Source organism: Ferdinandcohnia sp. SAFN-114 (assembly GCF_059415045.1).
The window spans coordinates 44,859-64,706 of sequence record NZ_JBPFDQ010000016.1; the positions used below are offsets into that span (position 1 = coordinate 44,859).

A 19,848-nucleotide genomic window follows, 5' to 3' on the forward strand; every position below is an offset into this window, starting at 1 on the left:
TCAATTAAAAATGTTTAATAATATCTTTTTCAATTGCTTCATATTTTGCGTATATATTTTTGTATTTTTCATGGTTTTCCATATTTGGAACGACAGGATCACCCATTGGAATATTGTTTTTAATATCTTCGAATGAGTTAGCTTTGCCAATTCCAACTAATGCAGTCCAAGCTGCACCCCATGCAGCACTATGATGGCTTTCAGGAACATAAACCTCTTTACCAAATACATCAGCTAGCATTTGAAGCCATAAAGAAGAACGTGCCATTCCTCCGTTTACGTATAGTTTTTCAGTCTCTCCAGCTTGTTTTTCTAATGCTTGGCCGATTTGATAGAGATTAAATGTGATTCCTTCTAGGACCGCACGTACAAAGTGTTCAGTTTTATGCGTAACAGACATTCCGAAGAAATTTCCACGTGCTTGCTGGTTCCATAAAGGAGCACGTTCCCCATTTATATAAGGATGGAAAAACAAACCATCCGCACCAGGTGCTACCTTTGCAGCCTCTGCTGTAAAATGGTCAAAGCTTTCCTGATAATTAAGAAGTTCTTTTAACCATTGAAGAGCGATACCACCATTGTTTGTAGGGCCACCAACAATAAAATATTCTTCAGAAAAAGCATAACAGAAGGTTTCATGCTTTGTATTGGATTGGAAACCTTTTGTAAATTGACGAATGGCTCCACTTGTACCAACAGTTACCGCAACTTCACCTGGAGAAATAGCACCAATTCCTAAATTTGCAAACTGACCATCAGCTGCTCCGATGATAAATGGCATCTCGCTTGAAATTCCCATTTCATCAGCAATTGCTAGGTTCATTTCGGTTAATCGATAGGTTGGTGGTACGATTTTTGAAAGCATGTTCTCTGTAATACCGGCTTTATTAAGAACCTCTTCATCCCATTGGAAAGTGTTACCGTTAAACATTCCGGTTGCAGATGCCATTGCATAATCAATAACACGTTGATTAAACCATTTTAGGAGCAAATATTCTTTAATGGATAGGAAATAGCTTGCTTGATTATATGGAATATAATCATTTTCCCTCATCCATATGAGCTTTGCTAAAGGTGACATCGGATGGATCGGCATGCCGGTTTTTGAAAAAATTTCCAGTCCGTCTGATTCCATAAGTTCATTTGTTTGTTTTGTACTTCTACCGTCTGCCCAAATCAATGCTTGAGAAAGAGCCTCTCCATTATCTCCCATACAAATGAGGGAATGCATTGCGGCTGAAATACCTAAGCTAATAATTTCATCTTTATTAACATTCGCTTGCTGAATAGCCATATTAATTGCCTTTACAGCAGAGCGCTCAATTTCATCAGGGTCTTGCTCAACCCATCCATGCTTCGGATAGTAAGAGGTAACTAGATCCTCTGCTTCTGCAACTACCCTACCATCTAAGGTAAAGATTACTGCTTTTGCACTGGTTGTCCCAAGATCGAGACCAATAACGTACTCATGTGACATCCCTACATCTTCCTTCGTTCAATCGTATTTTCGTTAGTTTGCGACTTAATGTTACCATATTATTCTTTCAAAAGAAAAAGCTTTGGAAAGATTCCCAAAGCCTTTTCTTCTTATGATTCGTGTTCAAAAAGGAGGATGAAAAGGACCGAGAATTTCAAGGCGGCGCAGTTTTGAGTAGCGGAACGTATGTACTTTATACGTGAGCACTAGGAAGACTTCTTCCTGAATCCGCTCCGCACGCCGGAAAAGTGATTTTCTTTTCCAAGGAACGGAAAAACAAGCCAACGAAGAAATTCGAAGTGTCATTTTTACCGGACTTTTTGAACATCCTCTCTTAAGAAAGTACTTTATTCATACTTCCACTCTTATACCCTACTAAATCAAGTGTTATATATTTATAGCCAATTGCATTTAGCTCTTTAGTAATGGCTTCATGTTTTTCTAAGACAATATTCATGTCGGTAGGTTCAACCTCAATCCTTGCAATATCTTGATGCGTACGAACACGAACTTGGCGGATTTCAAGAGTTTTAAGGAATTCCTCTGCTCTTTCGACCTTTGTAAGTTTTTCAATCGTGATTTTCTCACCGTAAGCAATTCGAGAAGATAGACATGCGAAGGATGGTTTATTCCAAGTAGGTAAATCAAATTCACGGGATAATTCCCTAATTTCGTCTTTAAAAAGATTTGCCTCTTGTAATGGACCACGAATGCCTTTTTCCTTAGCTGCCTTCATTCCAGGTCGAAACTCATTTAAATCATCTGCAATGACTCCATACACGACATTGTGAAAGCCTTCACGTTCCATAACAGGAATGAGATGATCAAATAGACTGCTCTTACAGAAATAACAACGATTTCGGTCATTTTCTGTGTAGCCTGGAATGGCAAGCTCTGATGTTTCAATCACACGATGGTTTGCACCAATATGTTTTGCTAGAACTTGAGCCTCCTTAAGCTCAGTTGAGGGATATGTTTCTGAATCGGCAGTTACCGCCAACACATTTTCTTTTCCAAGTGTGTCGACAGCAGCCTTAAGTAAAAAGGTACTGTCAACACCACCGGAAAATGCAACGACAACAGATTCCATCTCTCGGAGAATTGACACAAGCTTTTGATACTTTTCATCTATCATTGTCTTCTCCCCCTTCTCTCCCGGTTGTAAATTAGATATCTACTATATATATATCGTCTCATGACGCATAAAAGAAGTTTGAATTAGATGGTCATGCTTCCAAACCCGCCATCAACGCGAAGGAAAGTACCAGTTACAAAGCTTGAAGCATTCTCTGAAGCTAAGAAGACAGCAGCCCCTTTTAGCTCATCTGGGTTACCGAAACGATTCATTGGTGTATGACCCATGATTGATGCAACACGCTCTTCACTTAAGATTTTACGATTTTGTTCAGCTGGGAAGAATCCAGGAATAATTGCATTTACACGAATGCCGTGTGGTGCGAATTCTCTAGCTAAGAACTGAGTCATGCTGTTAACACCAGCTTTTGAAACCGAATAAGTAAATACTTTAGATAGAGGTGTTGTAGAAGAAACGGAAGAAATATTAATAATACTTCCCTTGCGCTCTTGTTCAATCATTCTCTTTGCGAAAATTTGAGTCGCAACCACATAACCTTTTAGATTAACGTCCATGATTTTGTCATACTCGTCCATTTCAAGTTCAAAGAATGGAGTAGGACTATTCATACCTGGTGCATTTAAGAGGATATCAATTCCACCTGACCAAGCTACAATTTCATTTGCGGCATTTTCAAGTGATTCACGTGAAAGAACGTCTGCAGAGAAAGCTTTAGCAACGCCACCTTCAGCTTCAATTTCTTTTACAACTGCTTCTGCTTTTTCAAGATTACGTCCTACGATTGCAACTTTCGCGCCATGTTCAGCAAATCCTTTACAAATAGAAGAACCTAGGACACTATTTCCACCAATAGCTACAGCTGTTTTTCCAGTTAAGTCAAATAATTTAGTCATGTCTATTCCCCTTTTTCTTATGTGATAAATCCAAAATCTGTTCTTGGGGGATGAACCCCCACATAACAAAAATTACTTTAGGTTTCCGTTTTCGTCAAAATCGAAATCGTAAAGATCTGAAGCCTGTTCCATGTTAGGATGTTGTTTAATGTAATCGAGCAATGCTTCTGATACTTCAATTTCGCTCACATGTAAAGTATCTTTAATACGAACCATTTTAACCGTTGTAAAATCTAAGATATTACATGTTTTGATTGCTGCTTGGATTGCTTCTTTATCGTTTGGTAATGTTGTTGCAATTTTCGTTGGTGCCACAACCGTTGAAGTAAGTCCATTTGCATAAGTGAAATCGCGGTCCATTTTATCCACAAGACGTTGTGTTGTGAAGTCGGCAGTTCCAACACCGTTTGCATTACCTTCAGTTTCTGGAGTGAGATCAAGAACAACCATTTTGTTCACTTCAGGACCGCCGTGTGCATAAGGAGTAGGATAGCGTCCCGTAATATTAGGATCCATTCCGTCACCGCTTATATTTTTACCAATTTGATCAATGACAAGGACATCGATTTGATCGAAGAATAGTTTAGGAAGTAATTTTTTTGCTTGTGCTTGAAGTTCAGGTTCCTTCTCGACAATTTCATCTGGGAGCATAATATCAAGTACAGCGACTTTGTCGAATGCATTTTCGACTGTTGCCACCCCAAAAAGAATAGGTGTTTTTTCCATGATCATCTGCGCCATTGCTGGAACATTTTCTGCCATGTATTTAAAACCTAATTGATGGCAAGCTTCTGCTCCTTTTTGTTTTCCAAGGCCAATACTGATCATCTTTTGAATACCACTTTCTACAGAACCACGGAAGGCTGTATGTGGTTTAACGCGGTTAATAACTACAATACCGTCAGCTTCTGAGGCATATTTATCAATATAAACAGGTAATCCGTTTGCTAATTCACCCAACTTTACAACTTCCATTGAAGAGCGAATCTCACAACCAACACTTTCTTCAGTTACACCAAGATGTTTAAGGACTTCACGTTGTCCCTCCCCTGTTGCACCGCCATGGCTTCCCATACTAGGTACAATGAAAGGAGTACCACCTTGTTCTTTAATGAATTCAACCGTTGTTTTCGTGAGGTCAACTAATCGATCAATTCCACGGCTTCCCACTGCAATTGCAATTTCCATGCCTGGTTTAATTGTTTGTTTTACTTCTTCACGTTGAAGTTTATTTGTTAATTCTTCTACTAAATTTTCGATCTTTGAATCATCGAAAATTTGTTTCACTTTGAGCATTTTTGGAACAGGAATATCCCGTAATAACTCTTGGAGAATACCCATGATAAAACTCCTCCTTTTATAGCGTTTCATCTATAGAATTAGTTTACGCGTTTTCACAAAACTGTATCTCTGTTTACACTAAGTGACATTACAACAACAGAACAGTCAGTGGCTCAAAAATATGTAATCCCTTACATCAAATGATGCAATTTTAACAAACAAAAGCTGGGGTTCCAATGTTGAAACCCCAACAATGTGTATTATTCCATCCAGTTTGTATGGAAAGTTCCTTCTTTGTCTACACGTTGATATGTGTGAGCACCGAAGTAGTCACGTTGTGCTTGAAGAAGGTTCGCAGGTAATGTATCAGTACGGTAGCTATCATAGTATGCAATAGCACTAGAGAAACATGGAACAGGGATTCCTTTTTCAATTGCTACTGAAATGACTTTACGTAATGATGACTGATAACCTTCAGCAATTTCTTTAAAGTAAGGATCTAATAAAAGGTTAGCTAATTGGCCGTCTCTGTCATAGGCATCTTTAATTTTTTGTAGGAATTGTGCACGGATGATACATCCACCACGGAAAATCATTGCAATTTCACCGTAGTTTAAATTCCAATTATATTCTTCAGAAGCTACACGCATTTGCGCAAAACCTTGTGCATAAGAAATGATTTTACTTAAGTATAGTGCTTTACGTACTGCTTCAATAAGTTCTTGTTTATCTCCATTAAATCCTTCAGCAGATGGACCAGAAAGAACTTGACTTGCTTTTACACGCTCATCCTTCATTGCAGAGATGAAACGAGCAAATACAGATTCAGTGATGATTGGTAGTGGAACACCTAAATCTAACGCGTTTTGGCTAGTCCATTTACCAGTACCTTTTTGACCAGCAGTATCAAGAATCACATCAACAAGTGGTTTACCTGTTTCTTCATCCTTTTTAGTGAATATATCTGCAGTAATTTCAATTAAGTAGCTATCTAGTTCACCTTTGTTCCATTCAGCAAATACTTCATGAAGTTCATCAGTGCTTAATCCGAGAACATTTTTTAGAATGAAGTAAGCTTCACAAATCAATTGCATATCACCGTATTCAATTCCGTTGTGAACCATTTTCACGTAGTGACCTGCACCGTTTGGCCCGATATATGTACAACATGGATCGCCTGATACTTTAGCAGAAATTGCTGTTAGGATTGGCTCAACAAGCTCATATGCTTCTTTTTGTCCACCAGGCATGATTGAAGGGCCTTTTAATGCTCCCTCTTCACCACCAGAAACTCCAGTTCCGATGAAGTGGATGCCTGTTGATTCTAATTCTTTGTTACGACGAATTGTGTCTTGGAAGAATGTGTTACCACCATCAATTAGAATATCATTTTCTTCAAGATATGGTTTTAGAGAATCAATTGTTGCGTCTGTTGCTGGGCCAGCTTTAACCATTAGTAAAATTTTACGTGGTTTTTCTAGGGAATTAACAAATTCCTCAATCGTTTTCGCTCCAACAAAGTTTTTGCCAACAGCTTCATTTTGAAGAAACTCTTCTGTTTTTTCGTATGAACGGTTAAAAACAGCAACAGAGTATCCTCTGCTTTCTATATTTAACGCTAAGTTTTTACCCATTACTGCTAATCCAACTACACCAATTTGTTGCTTAGACATATAAATCATACCTTTCTACTTATGTATTCAATGATAGAAAACAAATCATGATGATATTTTGCGTATCTTTTAAAATGATTATGACAATTTATTTTTAAAAGATTATGTAGTACTCAAATAATTAATTTGTTTCCTAAACTAATTATTTTATATATAGAAGAATATACTGTTTGCTTCAATTCGTCAACTGTTGAAATTTGTAGTTTCTATGAAGCTTTTAATCAATTTTTTTAATAAAACTCGTAAATACTCAGAAATTTATTAATTGATTATCTTAAAAATAGTGTTACAATGAGTAATAATTTAAATTTTTTGATTTTATGCATCATTTGATATGGAGGTATTTTTTAATGGCAGAATTACGTAGTAATATGATCAAATCAGGGTTTGATAGAGCTCCTCACAGAAGCTTGCTTCGCGCAGCAGGAGTAAAAGAAGAGGACTTTAATAAACCATTTATAGCAGTAGTAAACTCATATATCGATATTGTTCCAGGACATGTTCATTTACAAGAATTTGGAAAAATCGTAAAGGAAGCAATTCGTGAGGCTGGTGGAGTTCCATTCGAAATGAACACAATTGGTGTTGATGATGGAATTGCAATGGGTCATATCGGAATGAGATATTCTCTACCAAGTCGTGAAATTATTGCCGACTCAGTTGAGACAGTTGTATCTGCACACTGGTTTGATGGAATGGTTTGTATTCCAAACTGTGACAAAATCACTCCAGGTATGATGATGGCAGCAATGCGTCTAAACATCCCTACTATCTTTGTTAGTGGTGGTCCAATGAAAGCTGGTCGTGATGCTGCAGGAAACCCACTAGACCTTACGTCTGTTTTCGAAGGTGTTGGAGCTTATCAATCTGGTAAAATTGATGAAGCGAGATTAACAGAAATCGAGCAATTTGCTTGCCCTACTTGTGGATCTTGTTCTGGTATGTTTACAGCAAACTCTATGAACTGTTTAGCTGAAGGACTTGGACTTGCTCTTCCAGGTAACGGAACAATTCTAGCGGTATCCGAAGAAAGAAAAGAATTTGTTAAAAAATCTGCGAAACAATTAATGAACTTAATAGAAAAAGATATTAAGCCTCGCGACATCGTAACAATTGATGCAATTGATAATGCTTTTGCATTGGACATGGCTATGGGCGGTTCTACTAACACAGTCCTTCATACACTAGCATTAGCAAATGAAGCTGAAATTGATTACTCATTAGAACGTATCAATGATATTGCTGCTCGTGTTCCACACTTAGCTAAGATTGCTCCTGCCTCTGATTATCATATTGAAGATGTTCACAATGCAGGTGGTGTTAGTGCAATCATCAATGAATTACTTAAAAAGCCAGATGCTCTGAATGGAGATTGTTTAACTGTTACAGGTAAAACCTTACGTGAAAATGTGGCGGGCTGTGAAATCACTGACCACAACGTAATCCGTCCACTTGAAAATCCACATTCTGAACAAGGTGGATTAGCTATTTTATTTGGTAACCTTGCTCCAGAAGGTGCAGTTGTTAAGGTTGGTGCTGTAGACCCAGAGGTTGGCGGATACCACAGAGGCCCTGCTGTTTGCTATGATTCTCAAGAAGATGCCCTATCTGGAATCATTGTTGGTAAAGTTAAAGAAGGCGATGTTGTAGTCATTCGTTATGAAGGACCTAAAGGTGGTCCAGGGATGCCTGAAATGCTTGCTCCTACATCTCAAATTGTTGGTAGAGGTCTTGGTGCAAAAGTTGGTCTAATTACTGATGGACGTTTCTCGGGTGCATCTAGAGGAATCTCAATCGGACACATCTCTCCTGAAGCTGCTGAAGGTGGTCCAATTGCATTCGTCCAAGATGGTGACATGATTGAGCTTGATTTAAATAATCGTACTATTACATTAGAAATTTCTGATGAAGAATTTGAAAAACGCAGAGCTGAGTGGAAAGGCTTTGAACCAAAGGTGAAAAAAGGCTATCTTGCTCGCTATTCAAAACTTGTAACAAATGCAAGTACTGGTGGAGTTATGAAAATATAATACTCTTCACATATGAAACATCCCGATTCAAAAGAATCGGGATGTTTTTTTTTAGTTATGTTCTTTCTAGCATTCTCTCTAGGGCAAGTACGGCATCCTTTGCAATTTCTTCTGGAACTTTAATAATTTGTGTGGTCTCCCCTCTTTCAATCATTTCTAATGACCATGTTAAATGTGGTAAGTCGATTCGATTCATTGTTAAACAAGCACAGAGATGAGGATTAAGTGAAATAATCTCTTTTTCCGGATGTTGCTTGATGATTCGTTGAACGAGATTCATTTCAGTTCCAATTGCCCACTTGCTTCCTTTGGGTGCTTTTTCAATCATATCAATAATATAAGCGGTTGAACCCGCATAATCTGCAAGTACTACTGTTTCATATGGACACTCTGGATGAACAATGATATTCATATCGGGTTTTGATTTACGGATATTCTGTACATTTGATGGTGTAAAGTTTTCATGAACGGAACAATGTCCCTTCCAAAGGATGATTTTAATATCTTCCATGTTTCCTTCATATTTTAATGTATGATTGATCGGATCCCAAACAGCCATCTGGTCTAGTGGAATACCTAATTCAAATGCCGTATTTCTTCCTAAATGCTGATCAGGTAAGAATAAGATTCTTTCTTTTTTAGTAAAAGCCCACTTGAGCATTTTTTTCGCGTTTGACGAAGTTACAGTTGCTCCCCCATTTTTTCCGACAAATGCTTTAATAGCAGCTGTTGAATTCACATAGGTTAATGGCAGGATTGTGTCACCAAAAGTATCCTGTAATTGGCTCCAGCACTTTTGTGTTTGGTGAATATTGGCCATATCAGCCATTGAACAGCCGGCTCTCATATCAGGTAAATAGACTTTTTGTGATTCAGTTGTTAAAATATCGGCTGTTTCTGCCATAAAGTGAACCCCACAAAATACGATGAACTCCGCATCTTTGTTCTCGGCAGAAATTTGTGCAAGTTTTAATGAATCACCTGTTGTGTCCGAAAACTTAATCACTTCATCCTTTTGATAATGGTGACCCGGTATAAACAGACGCTTACCAAGTCGAGACTTTATTTGTAAAACGCGTTCTTCCATTTCCTGAACAGATAAACGTTTATATTCATCTGGAAGTAAAGCTCCAGATGAAGTGTTTTTCATCATTTCTAATAGGTTCATCTATGTTCTCTCCTTTACTTATGAATAAACGATATTTTCAAAAGCTCTCTTTCGGATAATCTCTTTTTTGTACCAATTATCGTGGTCTTCAAATGGGTAATCTTCACGGAAATGACTACCTCTGCTTTCTGTTCTCATCTTGGCGGAACTGGCAATTAGCCAACCTACGGTGATCATGTTTACGATTTCAAGCTGTTCAATTGTTAAACTTGATGGTGAAATTTCATCAAATTTACGTTTGAATTTCTCTAACCATTCTATTGCATATTGAAGTTGGTCATCATTACGTACAATCCCTACATTCTCCATCATCATTGTTTGAATTTGAGTTTTTGATGGTAGACTAAGAGTATAGTCTGGTTTACCAATTCCTTTAGCAACTGGGTACAATCTGTTTGGTATATAATCTACAAAAATATCATTTGCAACTAAATTTCCAAACACAATCCCTTCAAGTAATGAGTTACTTGCTAAACGATTTGCTCCATGGACTCCAGTACAAGCTACTTCTCCAATAGCATACAAATTCGGAATAGTTGTCTGTCCTCGCGTATTTGTTTTTACCCCACCCATTGAAAAATGGGCTCCTGGTACTACTGGTATTAATCCATTTTCTATTTTAATTCCATTTTTTATGCAAAGGTTAGTGATTGTTGGGAAGCGACTAGCAAAATCATCAATCATAGAAATATCTAAAAAGATACTTTTACCGTTACAGATCTCATCAAAAATGGCTCGTGCTACCACATCTCTTGGTGCGAGATCAAGCAAAGGATGGAGACCATTCATGATTGGTCTACCATCTTCATCAACAAGGATGGCACCTTCTCCCCTCACTGCTTCAGAAACAAGACCACAGGATCTCCCGTCTTTGTGTAATAATGTCGGGTGGAATTGAATGAATTCTAAATCACATAGCTCCGCACCAGAACGATAAGCCATTGCAAGACCATCCCCCATGATTGTTGTGTCATTTGAAGAAAAGGAATATAGTCCTCCACATCCACCTGTTGCTAAAATTGTATAATCTGCAAAATAATCGAAAATCTCATTGTTTTGAGATTTCGCTTTTACCCCGATACAGTGATCATTTTCAATAAGAAAATCAATTGCTGTTAAGTCCTCAAAAATTTGAACCCGTTCCTTTACTTTTGCAAGCATGTGCAGTACCAACGCTTTCCCAGTGGCGTCACCACCTGCATGTAGGATTCGTCTCGTGGAATGGGCCCCTTCTTTTCCTAGTACCAGATTATGGTCCTCATCTCTATCGAAGTTCATTCCATCATTGATTAACTTCCATAGATAGCTGGGTCCGTTTTGTACTAAAATTTCAACTGCGCTCTCCTTGTTATGATAACAACCAGCGGAAACGGTATCGTTAAAATGGGAACGCCAGGAATCGTCCTTTCCAACACTAGATGCAACACCACCCTGCGCCAATATGGAATTACTGTTTGTCACTTTTGACTTTGTGATAATAATCACATTCTTTTTCAAACTTAATCTATACGCAGCGGTTAATGCGGAAATACCACTGCCAATAATAATAATGTCGCTGCTTGGCATTTGAAAAAACCCTCCCTTAGTATGCGTTATCAATCTAGGTAACTTTTTAGGAGAAAAAAGAATTGAGTTTACAACTGTCTTGACACTTATATTTACATAAATGTAGACTAATGACAAGACCTTTTTCATTGTCCCCTGCTTTTGTAGGTAGATTGAAAGGATGGTAGAGACGATGATTTACTTAGATTATGCCGCAACAACTCCGATTCGCGAGGAAGCATTACAGACGTTTACAGAGGTTTCAACAAAATATTATGGAAATCCAAGTAGCTTACATGATGTTGGTTCTAATGCGAAGCAATTGCTAGAATTGTGTCGTAAAGAGCTTGCTGATACAATAAATGGGGAGCCTGAAGGTGTTTATTTTACAAGCGGAGGTTCAGAATCAAATCACTTAGCGATTCGCTCCCTTCTAGAAGCACATAAAGCCAAAGGAAACCACTTGATTACAAGTTCAACAGAACATTCATCTGTTCATAATGTATGTAAGCAACTTGAAACAGAAGGTTACGATGTTACCTATCTTCCTGCTGATCGATTTGGACAGGTTCGATTGGATGATTTGCAATCAGCAATTACGGATAAAACCATTTTTGTGTCGATTCAGTTTGCAAACCCAGAAATCGGCACGATTCAACCTATTGTAGAAATTGGGACTTTTCTACATGAGAGAAATATTTTATTTCATAGTGACTGTGTCCAGGCTTTTGGGAAGATTCCAATAGATGTTAAAAGAGCACATATTGATAGCTTGTCAATTTCTAGTCATAAAATATATGGTCCAAAAGGAGTTGGAGCTTGTTATATACGTCCATCTGTCATGTGGAAAATGCAAATACCTGGAACTTCACATGAAAATGGATTCCGTCCCGGAACCGTAAATATACCAGGAATTGCATCCTTTATTACTGCTGCTCAGTTAATTTGTAGTGAAATGGAAATGAATACTAGGAAAAATCAAGGATTGCGAGATAGACTATTATCTGGGCTAGCCATTTTAAAAAATGAAATTAATGTTGAAGGACATCCAACTGATCAGCTTCCACATATTATAGGTTTGTCCGTTGACGGTATACAAGGGCAATATATTATGCTTGAATGCAATCGACATGGAATCGCAATTTCTACAGGAAGCGCTTGTCAAATTGGTAAGCAAACCCCATCGAAAACAATGCTTGCAATAGGAAAAACGAAAGATGAAGCAAAACAGCTAATTCGTATTTCATTTGGACGAATGACAACTACAGAGGATATTGACAAGGTAGTCGAAGTTTTAAGGAATATTGTTTAACAGCTTGATAGTGATATTGGAGTGAATAAAATGAGTGGAGATAAAAAATTATTAGGTGAGCAACGACGAGAAACGATTATAAAATGGTTAAAGGAAAGTCCTACCCCAATCATTGGCGAGGAGTTATCAAAACGAGCAAATGTAAGCCGCCAGGTCATTGTTCAAGATATCTCGTTATTAAAGGCGAAAAATGAACCAATTGTTGCTACTAGTCAAGGCTATATCTATTTACAAGATCAGCCCAAGGAAGAAAATTTCACACGCATTATTGCCTGTAAACACACATCTGAGGAAACGGCGAAAGAACTAAATATTTTGGTTGATCATGGAGTGACCGTTCGTGATGTAATTGTGGAGCATCCTGTATATGGGGATATTACAGGTTCCTTAATGATTAAGAATCGATTCGAGGTTAAACGTTTTGTCGAAAGAATAACTGAAACAAAGGCTACCCTTCTGTCGTTGTTGACAAATGGAGTACACCTGCATACGATTGAGGCGGATTCTATTGAAAAAATCAATGCAGCCTGTGAAGCCTTACGCGAAGAGAATATATTATTTAGTGACCAGTAAGATGAATTAAGCAACAGCCTTGTGAGGACTGTTGCTTTTTTGTTTCCCGATTAAAAATGGATGGATCTATATAACATGAAGATGCAAAAAGACTGTGATCGTATCCTCATTAACCGAAATGGTTCAAACGTACCCTCATTCACTGAACAGAGTTTAAGTGAGGGTAAGAAAACAGCTTAAATGTACCCTCACACAATGAAGTGAGCTTAAGTGAGGGTAAGAAAACAGCTTAAGCGTACCCTCGTTAAATCCTTTGAGTCCAAGTGAAGCTACGAATACGTAATATCCCTACCGTCTCCTACGATCACACCATAATCTTACAGATATCATTTGTAAATTCTACTGGGTCTTGGATTGGTAGGCCTTCGATAAGAAGTGCTTGGTTGTACAATAAGTGAGTATATAAATCTAATTTTGTTTGGTCATTGTCGAATGCATTTTTCAATGATTGGAAGACTTCATGTTGTATATTGATCTCCAACACCTTATCTGCTTTAATGTTTTGGTTATCTGGCATAGCATTAAGCACTTTTTCCATTTCAATGGAGATCTCACCATCTGTTGATAAGCAGACTGGGTGTGTTTTAAGTCGTTTTGAAATTCTTACATCCGTTACCTTACCGGCTAATGTATTTTTCATATATTCAAATAGCTCTTTGTTCTCGTTTTGTTCTTCTTCTGTTGTTTTATCGTTTTCATTTGGTTCAAAGCCTAGATCGCTGCTTGATACTGATTTGAACTCTTTTTCCTTGTATTTCATGAGCATTTTAATCGCAAACTCATCAATATCCTCTGTGAAATAAAGGATTTCATAGCCCTTATCAGCCACTAATTCTGTTTGTGGAAGTTTATCAATTCGTTCTACTGAATCACCAGTTGCATAATAAATATACTTTTGATCTTCCGACATTCTAGATACATATTCATCTAATGTGACAGGCTTTTTCTCCTTGGAAGAATAGAAGAGTAACAAATCTTGAAGGGTTTCTTTATTGCTTCCGTAATCACTATACACACCAAATTTTAATTGGCGACCAAAGCTATCATAGAACTTTTCATAGTTGTCGCGTTCATTCTTTAACATGCTTTGTAATTCGCTCTTTATTTTTTTATTGATGTTTTTCGCAATAAGTTTTAATTGTCGGTCCTGTTGAAGCATTTCTCTTGAAATATTAAGCGATAAATCCTCAGAATCTACCAACCCCTTAATAAAGCTAAAATAATCCGGAAGCAGGTCGGCGCATTTGTTCATTATTAAAACCCCGTTTGAGTAAAGCTCAAGGCCCTTCTCGTATTCCTTTGAATAATAGTCAAAAGGAATATTTTCAGGTATATATAATATTGCATTATAGCGGATTGTCCCATCAACACTGATATGAATATGTTTCAGTGGCTTATCAAAACCATAGTGTTTTTCATTATAGAATTTTTCATAGTCTTCATCTGTTAATTCGCTTTTGTTCTTTCTCCAAATTGGAACCATGCTGTTGATAACTTGTTCCTCTGTTATCTGCTCGTATTCAGATTCGCTTCCTTCTTTAAGTTTACTTGTTGTAACATCCATCTTTATTGGGTAGCGAATGAAATCTGAGTACTTTTTGATAATGGATTTCAAGCGATATTCTTCTAAAAACTCATCATATGTTTCATCTTCTGTGTTTTCTTTGATTTTTAAAATGATTTCAGTACCGACAGTATCTTTTTCCACTGTTTCAATTGTATACCCATCGGCACCAGTTGATTCCCATTTATATGCTTCTTCACTGCCCAGTGCTTTACTTACAACAGTAACAACATCTGCAACCATGAAAGCAGCATAAAATCCGACACCGAATTGACCAATGATATCGTGACCATCTTTAATTTCCGTTTCCTTTTTAAAAGCTAAGGAACCACTTTTTGCAATTGTTCCAAGATTCGTTTCTAGCTCTTCCTTTGTCATACCAATTCCGGTATCAGAAATAGTAAGAGTTCTGTTATCTTTGTCGGCAGTAATTTTGATGAAGTAGCTATCTTTATCAAATTGATATCGATCATCGGTTAACGCCTTATAGTAGATTTTGTCAATCGCATCGCTAGCGTTTGAGATTAGTTCCCGTAAGAAAACTTCTCTCTGGGAATAAATTGAGTTAATCATCATTTCTAATAACCTTTTAGACTCTGCTTTAAACTGCTTTTTTGCCATACTAAATCCCCTTTCAGTAAATAACTGTGACAATTATATTGTTTTACGTTAGCACTCTCATTCCTGGAGTGCTAACACCCAACTTTTTAATAACATATATTTTTTTCTCTGTCAATCAAGTTGCTAGTTAATTCTTTATAAATGTGGTGATTTTCTCCTTATGATTTTGAAAGGATTGTTCACCCAGCTTTACGAGGAAATCGATATATTCTGGTGCATCAAATGGAACCTCCCGGCCAAGTTCTTCATTTATGCGAACATAGTTATCACTTAGCAAATGCTGACAATGATAAGTTACCGATTCCGATGACAAATGCAGGGCGAGATCGAGTAGTTTTGGAGTCATTTTCATCGATGGAAGATTAAATGGCAGCCACTTATTTACGCCCCATTCTTTCTTTTTTTCAATCGAGAAGTCAATTTTTTGTAGACCTGTCCCTATTGATAAAATTTGAATGTCGGATAAATTCTTTTCAAAATAATGCTGGGCTTCTGTAATACAAACAAGCGAAGGATTATTAGCCCAAAGTCCCCCATCAATGGCTAAATAGTGATTATTAATATTATTTGGTGGGAAAAAGACGGGTGCTGAACATGAAGACAGAACGGCATCCCAAAGCTTTATGGAGTGATCGTCCTGTTCTGCATTACCATAATTCGTTCGGTGTACAAAAGGTTTCCCATTGGTAATATCAACGGTCGGGATAAGCAAGGGTTTTTCTATATCAAATAATGTAATTTCACCAAATGCTTCTTGTATATAATGTCGTAAAAATTGATCACTGTACACACTCTTTAGAAACCCAATTTTCGCTTGCTTGGTAAAAATCTTTTCCCCGTATTTGATGTAGTTTTCCTGTACATCCTCCATATTTATCTCTAAAGTTGCTGAAGCAGCAATGATTGAACCAGTACTCGTTCCTGCAACCATATCAAACATCTTGGAGATGGGTTTTTTATATTCTTTTTCTATTAAGCGTAAAATGGCAACAGCAAAGACTCCGCGAATTCCGCCCCCATCAATGCATAAGATTTTCATATTTTTCACCTATTAGCCGTTTTTTTACTAGTATTCCCTTGAAGCATCATAGGTATAAGCAGCAAAAAAGATGCCTCTAAAAGGGCATCTTATACTTGCTTCATGATTGAAATGATTTCTTCTGGTGTTGGAAATCTACCTACTTCTTTTTTCGAGAACACTTTTTCCCCATTTACAGTCACTTCAAACACCCCGCCTGAAGCTGGAATGAGTTCAAGGTTTGTAATGTTTTGTCTAAAGTGTGTGAATAGTTTTTCCGCAAGACCTGCGGCTTTAGGTGCGTAGTTTCACTGCATACAAAACTCAATTGAAATCTTATACATTATGAAAACCTCCTATTTTTTTATCCATACCCGATTCCCTTCTTCACGAAGTGTAAGTTGCTGTTCATCAAGTAGCTCTAAGAAAGGAATGAGATATTTACGAGAAAGAGTTAATATTTCTTTTGCTTCTGATAAACTAAAACGTTCGTTTGTTTGAGCTTGAAGCTTAGCAACAGCTTTTTCAACAGCATTTTTGTGAACTAATGTGTCTTCACCCAATAAGAATGCTTGGTTTGTTATTAATAAATAGGCCTTAAGCTCATTTGCAGCTTGGTTCTCAATGGCAGCTTCTTTTATATAATCTCCCCATTTTCTTGGTTGAATAGCATCGTTGAGAAGTGAATCGACGATATTTTCCAATGGTCCTTTCGGTAGGCTCGGGTAAAAAGTTGCAACTGAAAGATATTGTACATCCTTTTTAATGGCATTGTTTTGTAATAACACATTTATACAGTATTCAATTAAATTTTTATCTTGTTTAATCTCTTGAAGAAGTTCGGCCTTACTCATACCTATTCGTAAAGGAAATTCTTTGTGATAATTGATTAATCTTTCAAGGATTGTTGCACTTAGTTCGGATACGGTTCGTTTCAGACTATACCCCTTCTCATTAACTTTAATATAACTTCCCGAGGATAAAATTTCTTTTACTTCTTCCTCTTGTAAAGAGGATAGTTGAATTAGCCTAAGCGTTGATAATAGCTTATGAGTCTGAAATAAATCATCAATGATTTCTGATGGTGAACGCTCCTTTTGTTTTTTGAGCATATTTATGGTTTCTTCACCAAATCTGTATTTCTGAGCTTGTGGCTGAGTAATCCATCCACCACCAAGTGTTTCAACTGGAGTGGGTCTTCGTAATATAAACCTATCCCCACGACGTACTACAATTTCATCATCTAATCGAATCTGACAAAGTATTTCATCCGTTGATTCCTGAACTTCATTCCGATCAAAAAAGATAATTTTGCCGTAAGCTTCAGTGGTACCTACATGTAACTTGACCGGAGAACGTTGCTTTAGTGGAATTGATAGTGATGAAACAAGCTGCAGTGAAACATCAATCATGTTAGTTACTTGAAAGTTTTCTGAATCAACTAGCACATCACCACGTCTAATCTCGTCTTTTGTTGCTCCGGTAATATTTAGTGCCACCCGTTGCCCTGCCTGTGCCTGTTTTGTTTCTTGATTATGAACCTGAATTTGGCGTATTTTAATCTTTTTTTCTGACGGCAAAAGGGTTAATGGACTGTCTTTTGTCACACTACCTTCAAACACCGTTCCTCTAACAACCGTACCATGTCCTTGAACTGTAAATGCCTGGTCAATTGGCAAGCGAAATGATCCATGGCTATTTCTTTGGTTAAGATTTTTAAGTTCCTTTTGAATAGCTTGCTTTAGTTCGGGTATTCCGTTTCTTGATAAGCTATCAATATACAGGATTGGAGCATCCTTATAATCCGTATCGGCGAGTAATTCATTTATCTCATCGACAGCGAGTTCCAGCAACTCCTTCTCTACCCTTTCAATCTTTGAAACCACAATCATACATTTCTTAATACCTAAAAATTTTAATATATGGAGGTGTTCTTTTGTTTGTGGCATGACCCCTTCGTTCGCTGCAATCACAAGCAACACAAGATCAATCCCGGCAACACCGGCAATCATTTGTCTAATGAATCGCTCATGTCCGGGTACATCCACGATTGAGACATGCATTTCGTTATTTAATACAAGAGGTGCAAAGCCAGGCTCAATTGATATATTCCGTTCTTTTTCTTCTTTTAACCGATCAGTATCAACGCCTGTTAATGCTCTTGTAAGGGTTGTTTTTCCGTGGTCAATATGTCCTGCCATTCCAATGGTGTAATAAACTTCAGTCATTAACTCCCTCCTCTCTTTTTATTTCCGTAGTCTCTACCTTCTACTTTACTAGGAAGCCTGAAGCAATTTCAAGCAGGATGATTATTATTTGCCTTGAAAATAGATTCCTGTATATAATGAAAGGTGTTCCTTTTTGGGGTTGGCTGGGTGACTGGTGTCCCCCTGGGTCTTCAAAACCCTGAGGGAGGCGCGTGTCGTCTCTGGTGGGTTCGATTCCCACACAGTCCCGCCAATATTGTTTATAAAAATGAAATGTTAAAAAGTGTGGAAGGAGTGAAGTTGATGTCTAAGAAGGAAGAAATCATTAAATTGACCTCCCTTTCAACAAAGGCTGGCTGAGGATGCAAAATCGGTCCTGAGGACCTGACGCAGGTTCTGCGTCATTTACCAAAAGCTACGCCAAATCCTAATTTATTAGTTGGTCTTGATACGCCTGATGATGCCGGAGTATATAGAATCAGTGATGATATTGCGCTTGTGCAAACACTGGACTTTTTTACGCCAATCGTGGACGATCCGTACATGTTTGGGCAAATTGCAGCAGCGAATGCTTTAAGTGATGTCTACGCAATGGGAGGAAAACCGATTACAGTTATGAACATCGTCGCCTTCCCTATTAATACATTAGATAAAAGTATTTTAGCCGACATCTTAGCAGGTTCTGCGGAAAAAGTAAGAGAATCAGGAGCTTCATTAGTTGGTGGACACTCCATCGATGACAAGGAGCCAAAATTCGGCTTATCCGTGACAGGTACTGTTCATCCCAATCGAATTCGTGCAAATGTCGGTGCAAAGCCTGGTGACCGCCTTATTTTAACTAAGCCAATCGGGGTTGGGATATTAACAACAGCTATTAAGAGAGACCTATTAGAGACTAAAGATATCAAAAAAGTAACAGAAGTCATGGCAACATTAAATAAAAATGCTGCCGAGGTAATGGAAGAATATCATGTTCATGCTTGTACAGATGTTACAGGATTTGGTCTGCTAGGTCACGCAATGGAAATGGCTGAAGGAAGCCAAGTTGGCATGACGATTCAGTACGAAAGTGTCCCAATTTTGCCAAGAACGAAAGAACTCGCTGAACAAAAAGTAGTTCCGGGTGGAACAAAGAAAAATCATGCTTGGTTAGCAGAACGAATTGAGTATAGTTCTGGTCTTGATGAACTCGATCAACTCATTCTTTGTGATGCAATCACATCAGGTGGACTTCTTGTATCTGTTCCAGAAGCTGAAGCCGAAAAAATGCTGCAAAAACTACACGAAAACAATGTAGAAGCGAGCATAATTGGTGAAGTAACAAGCGAAAAACCTGGAATTATTAAGGTAATCTAAAGGACTCTAGTTTGAGTCCTTTTTAGGTTGATAG

15 protein-coding genes and 1 tRNA gene are annotated in these 19,848 nt (G+C 37.7%); 5 read left to right on the forward strand and 11 right to left on the reverse strand.

The window, feature by feature from the left end; all coding sequences use genetic code 11:
• Positions 1 to 4: 4 nt before the first annotated feature.
• The 5 genes from ACR65M_RS07350 to gnd all read right to left on the reverse strand — a co-directional run bounded on the left by ACR65M_RS07350 (position 5) and on the right by gnd (position 6,420).
• Positions 5 to 1,477, reverse strand: a complete 1,473-nt coding sequence (locus ACR65M_RS07350; RefSeq protein ID WP_440272977.1) for a gluconokinase — start codon at positions 1,475 to 1,477, stop codon at positions 5 to 7.
• A 334-nt stretch (positions 1,478 to 1,811) separates the two neighbouring features.
• Positions 1,812 to 2,612: an ATP-dependent sacrificial sulfur transferase LarE gene (gene larE, locus ACR65M_RS07355; protein ID WP_341331758.1), complete on the reverse strand. Its 801-nt coding sequence runs from the start codon at positions 2,610 to 2,612 to the stop codon at positions 1,812 to 1,814.
• An 83-nt stretch (positions 2,613 to 2,695) separates the two neighbouring features.
• A complete protein-coding gene (locus ACR65M_RS07360) occupies positions 2,696 to 3,466 on the reverse strand; it encodes an SDR family oxidoreductase (protein ID WP_121448570.1) in 771 nt (256 codons plus the stop codon).
• 72 nt (positions 3,467 to 3,538) lie between these two features.
• The gene (locus tag ACR65M_RS07365; protein WP_341331757.1) at positions 3,539 to 4,807 is read right to left on the reverse strand and encodes a nickel pincer cofactor-dependent isomerase, group 22; all 1,269 of its coding nucleotides are present in this window, start codon (positions 4,805 to 4,807) and stop codon (positions 3,539 to 3,541) included.
• A gap of 200 nt (positions 4,808 to 5,007) precedes the next feature.
• Positions 5,008 to 6,420, reverse strand: a complete 1,413-nt coding sequence (gnd, locus tag ACR65M_RS07370; protein WP_341331756.1) for an NADP-dependent phosphogluconate dehydrogenase — start codon at positions 6,418 to 6,420, stop codon at positions 5,008 to 5,010.
• A 350-nt stretch (positions 6,421 to 6,770) separates the two neighbouring features.
• Between gnd and ilvD the strand changes: the two genes are divergently transcribed.
• Positions 6,771 to 8,450 carry a dihydroxy-acid dehydratase gene (gene ilvD / locus ACR65M_RS07375; protein WP_121448573.1) on the forward strand — a complete coding sequence of 560 codons (1,680 nt, stop codon included), beginning with the start codon at positions 6,771 to 6,773 and terminating at the stop codon, positions 8,448 to 8,450.
• 55 nt (positions 8,451 to 8,505) lie between these two features.
• Here ilvD and nadA read toward each other — a convergent pair whose 3' ends face one another.
• Together nadA and nadB are read right to left on the reverse strand one after the other, a co-directional pair.
• Positions 8,506 to 9,618 (reverse strand): quinolinate synthase NadA, encoded by a 1,113-nt coding sequence (nadA, locus tag ACR65M_RS07380; RefSeq protein ID WP_341331755.1) that lies wholly within the window; start codon positions 9,616 to 9,618, stop codon positions 8,506 to 8,508.
• An 18-nt stretch (positions 9,619 to 9,636) separates the two neighbouring features.
• Entirely contained in the window at positions 9,637 to 11,184 is a 1,548-nt protein-coding gene (gene nadB / locus ACR65M_RS07385) for an L-aspartate oxidase (RefSeq protein WP_341331754.1), read from the reverse strand.
• Between the two features lie 172 nt (positions 11,185 to 11,356).
• Here nadB and ACR65M_RS07390 point away from each other — a divergent pair, with 172 nt between their 5' ends.
• Positions 11,357 to 12,475: an IscS subfamily cysteine desulfurase gene (locus ACR65M_RS07390; RefSeq protein WP_440272978.1), complete on the forward strand. Its 1,119-nt coding sequence runs from the start codon at positions 11,357 to 11,359 to the stop codon at positions 12,473 to 12,475.
• A gap of 30 nt (positions 12,476 to 12,505) precedes the next feature.
• Positions 12,506 to 13,048: a transcription repressor NadR gene (locus ACR65M_RS07395; RefSeq protein ID WP_341331752.1), complete on the forward strand. Its 543-nt coding sequence runs from the start codon at positions 12,506 to 12,508 to the stop codon at positions 13,046 to 13,048.
• Positions 13,049 to 13,352: 304 nt separating this feature from the next.
• On the opposite strand, the gene htpG is transcribed toward ACR65M_RS07395, so the two are convergent.
• The 4 genes from htpG to selB all read right to left on the reverse strand — a co-directional run bounded on the left by htpG (position 13,353) and on the right by selB (position 18,479).
• On the reverse strand, positions 13,353 to 15,233 hold the full coding sequence (gene htpG / locus ACR65M_RS07400; RefSeq protein ID WP_440272979.1) for a molecular chaperone HtpG: 1,881 nt from the start codon (positions 15,231 to 15,233) through the stop codon (positions 13,353 to 13,355).
• 127 nt (positions 15,234 to 15,360) lie between these two features.
• A complete protein-coding gene (locus tag ACR65M_RS07405) occupies positions 15,361 to 16,272 on the reverse strand; it encodes a CBASS cGAMP-activated phospholipase (protein WP_440272980.1) in 912 nt (303 codons plus the stop codon).
• Between the two features lie 89 nt (positions 16,273 to 16,361).
• Positions 16,362 to 16,595, reverse strand: a complete 234-nt coding sequence (locus ACR65M_RS07410) for a SelT/SelW/SelH family (seleno)protein (protein ID WP_440272981.1) — start codon at positions 16,593 to 16,595, stop codon at positions 16,362 to 16,364.
• A 12-nt stretch (positions 16,596 to 16,607) separates the two neighbouring features.
• The gene (gene selB, locus ACR65M_RS07415) at positions 16,608 to 18,479 is read right to left on the reverse strand and encodes a selenocysteine-specific translation elongation factor (RefSeq protein WP_440272982.1); all 1,872 of its coding nucleotides are present in this window, start codon (positions 18,477 to 18,479) and stop codon (positions 16,608 to 16,610) included.
• Between the two features lie 135 nt (positions 18,480 to 18,614).
• Here selB and ACR65M_RS07420 point away from each other — a divergent pair.
• A tRNA-Sec gene (locus ACR65M_RS07420) sits at positions 18,615 to 18,711 on the forward strand.
• Positions 18,712 to 18,761: 50 nt separating this feature from the next.
• Positions 18,762 to 19,814 (forward strand): selenide, water dikinase SelD, encoded by a 1,053-nt coding sequence (gene selD, locus ACR65M_RS07425; RefSeq protein ID WP_440272983.1) that lies wholly within the window; start codon positions 18,762 to 18,764, stop codon positions 19,812 to 19,814.
• The last annotated feature ends 34 nt before the right edge of the window (positions 19,815 to 19,848 follow it).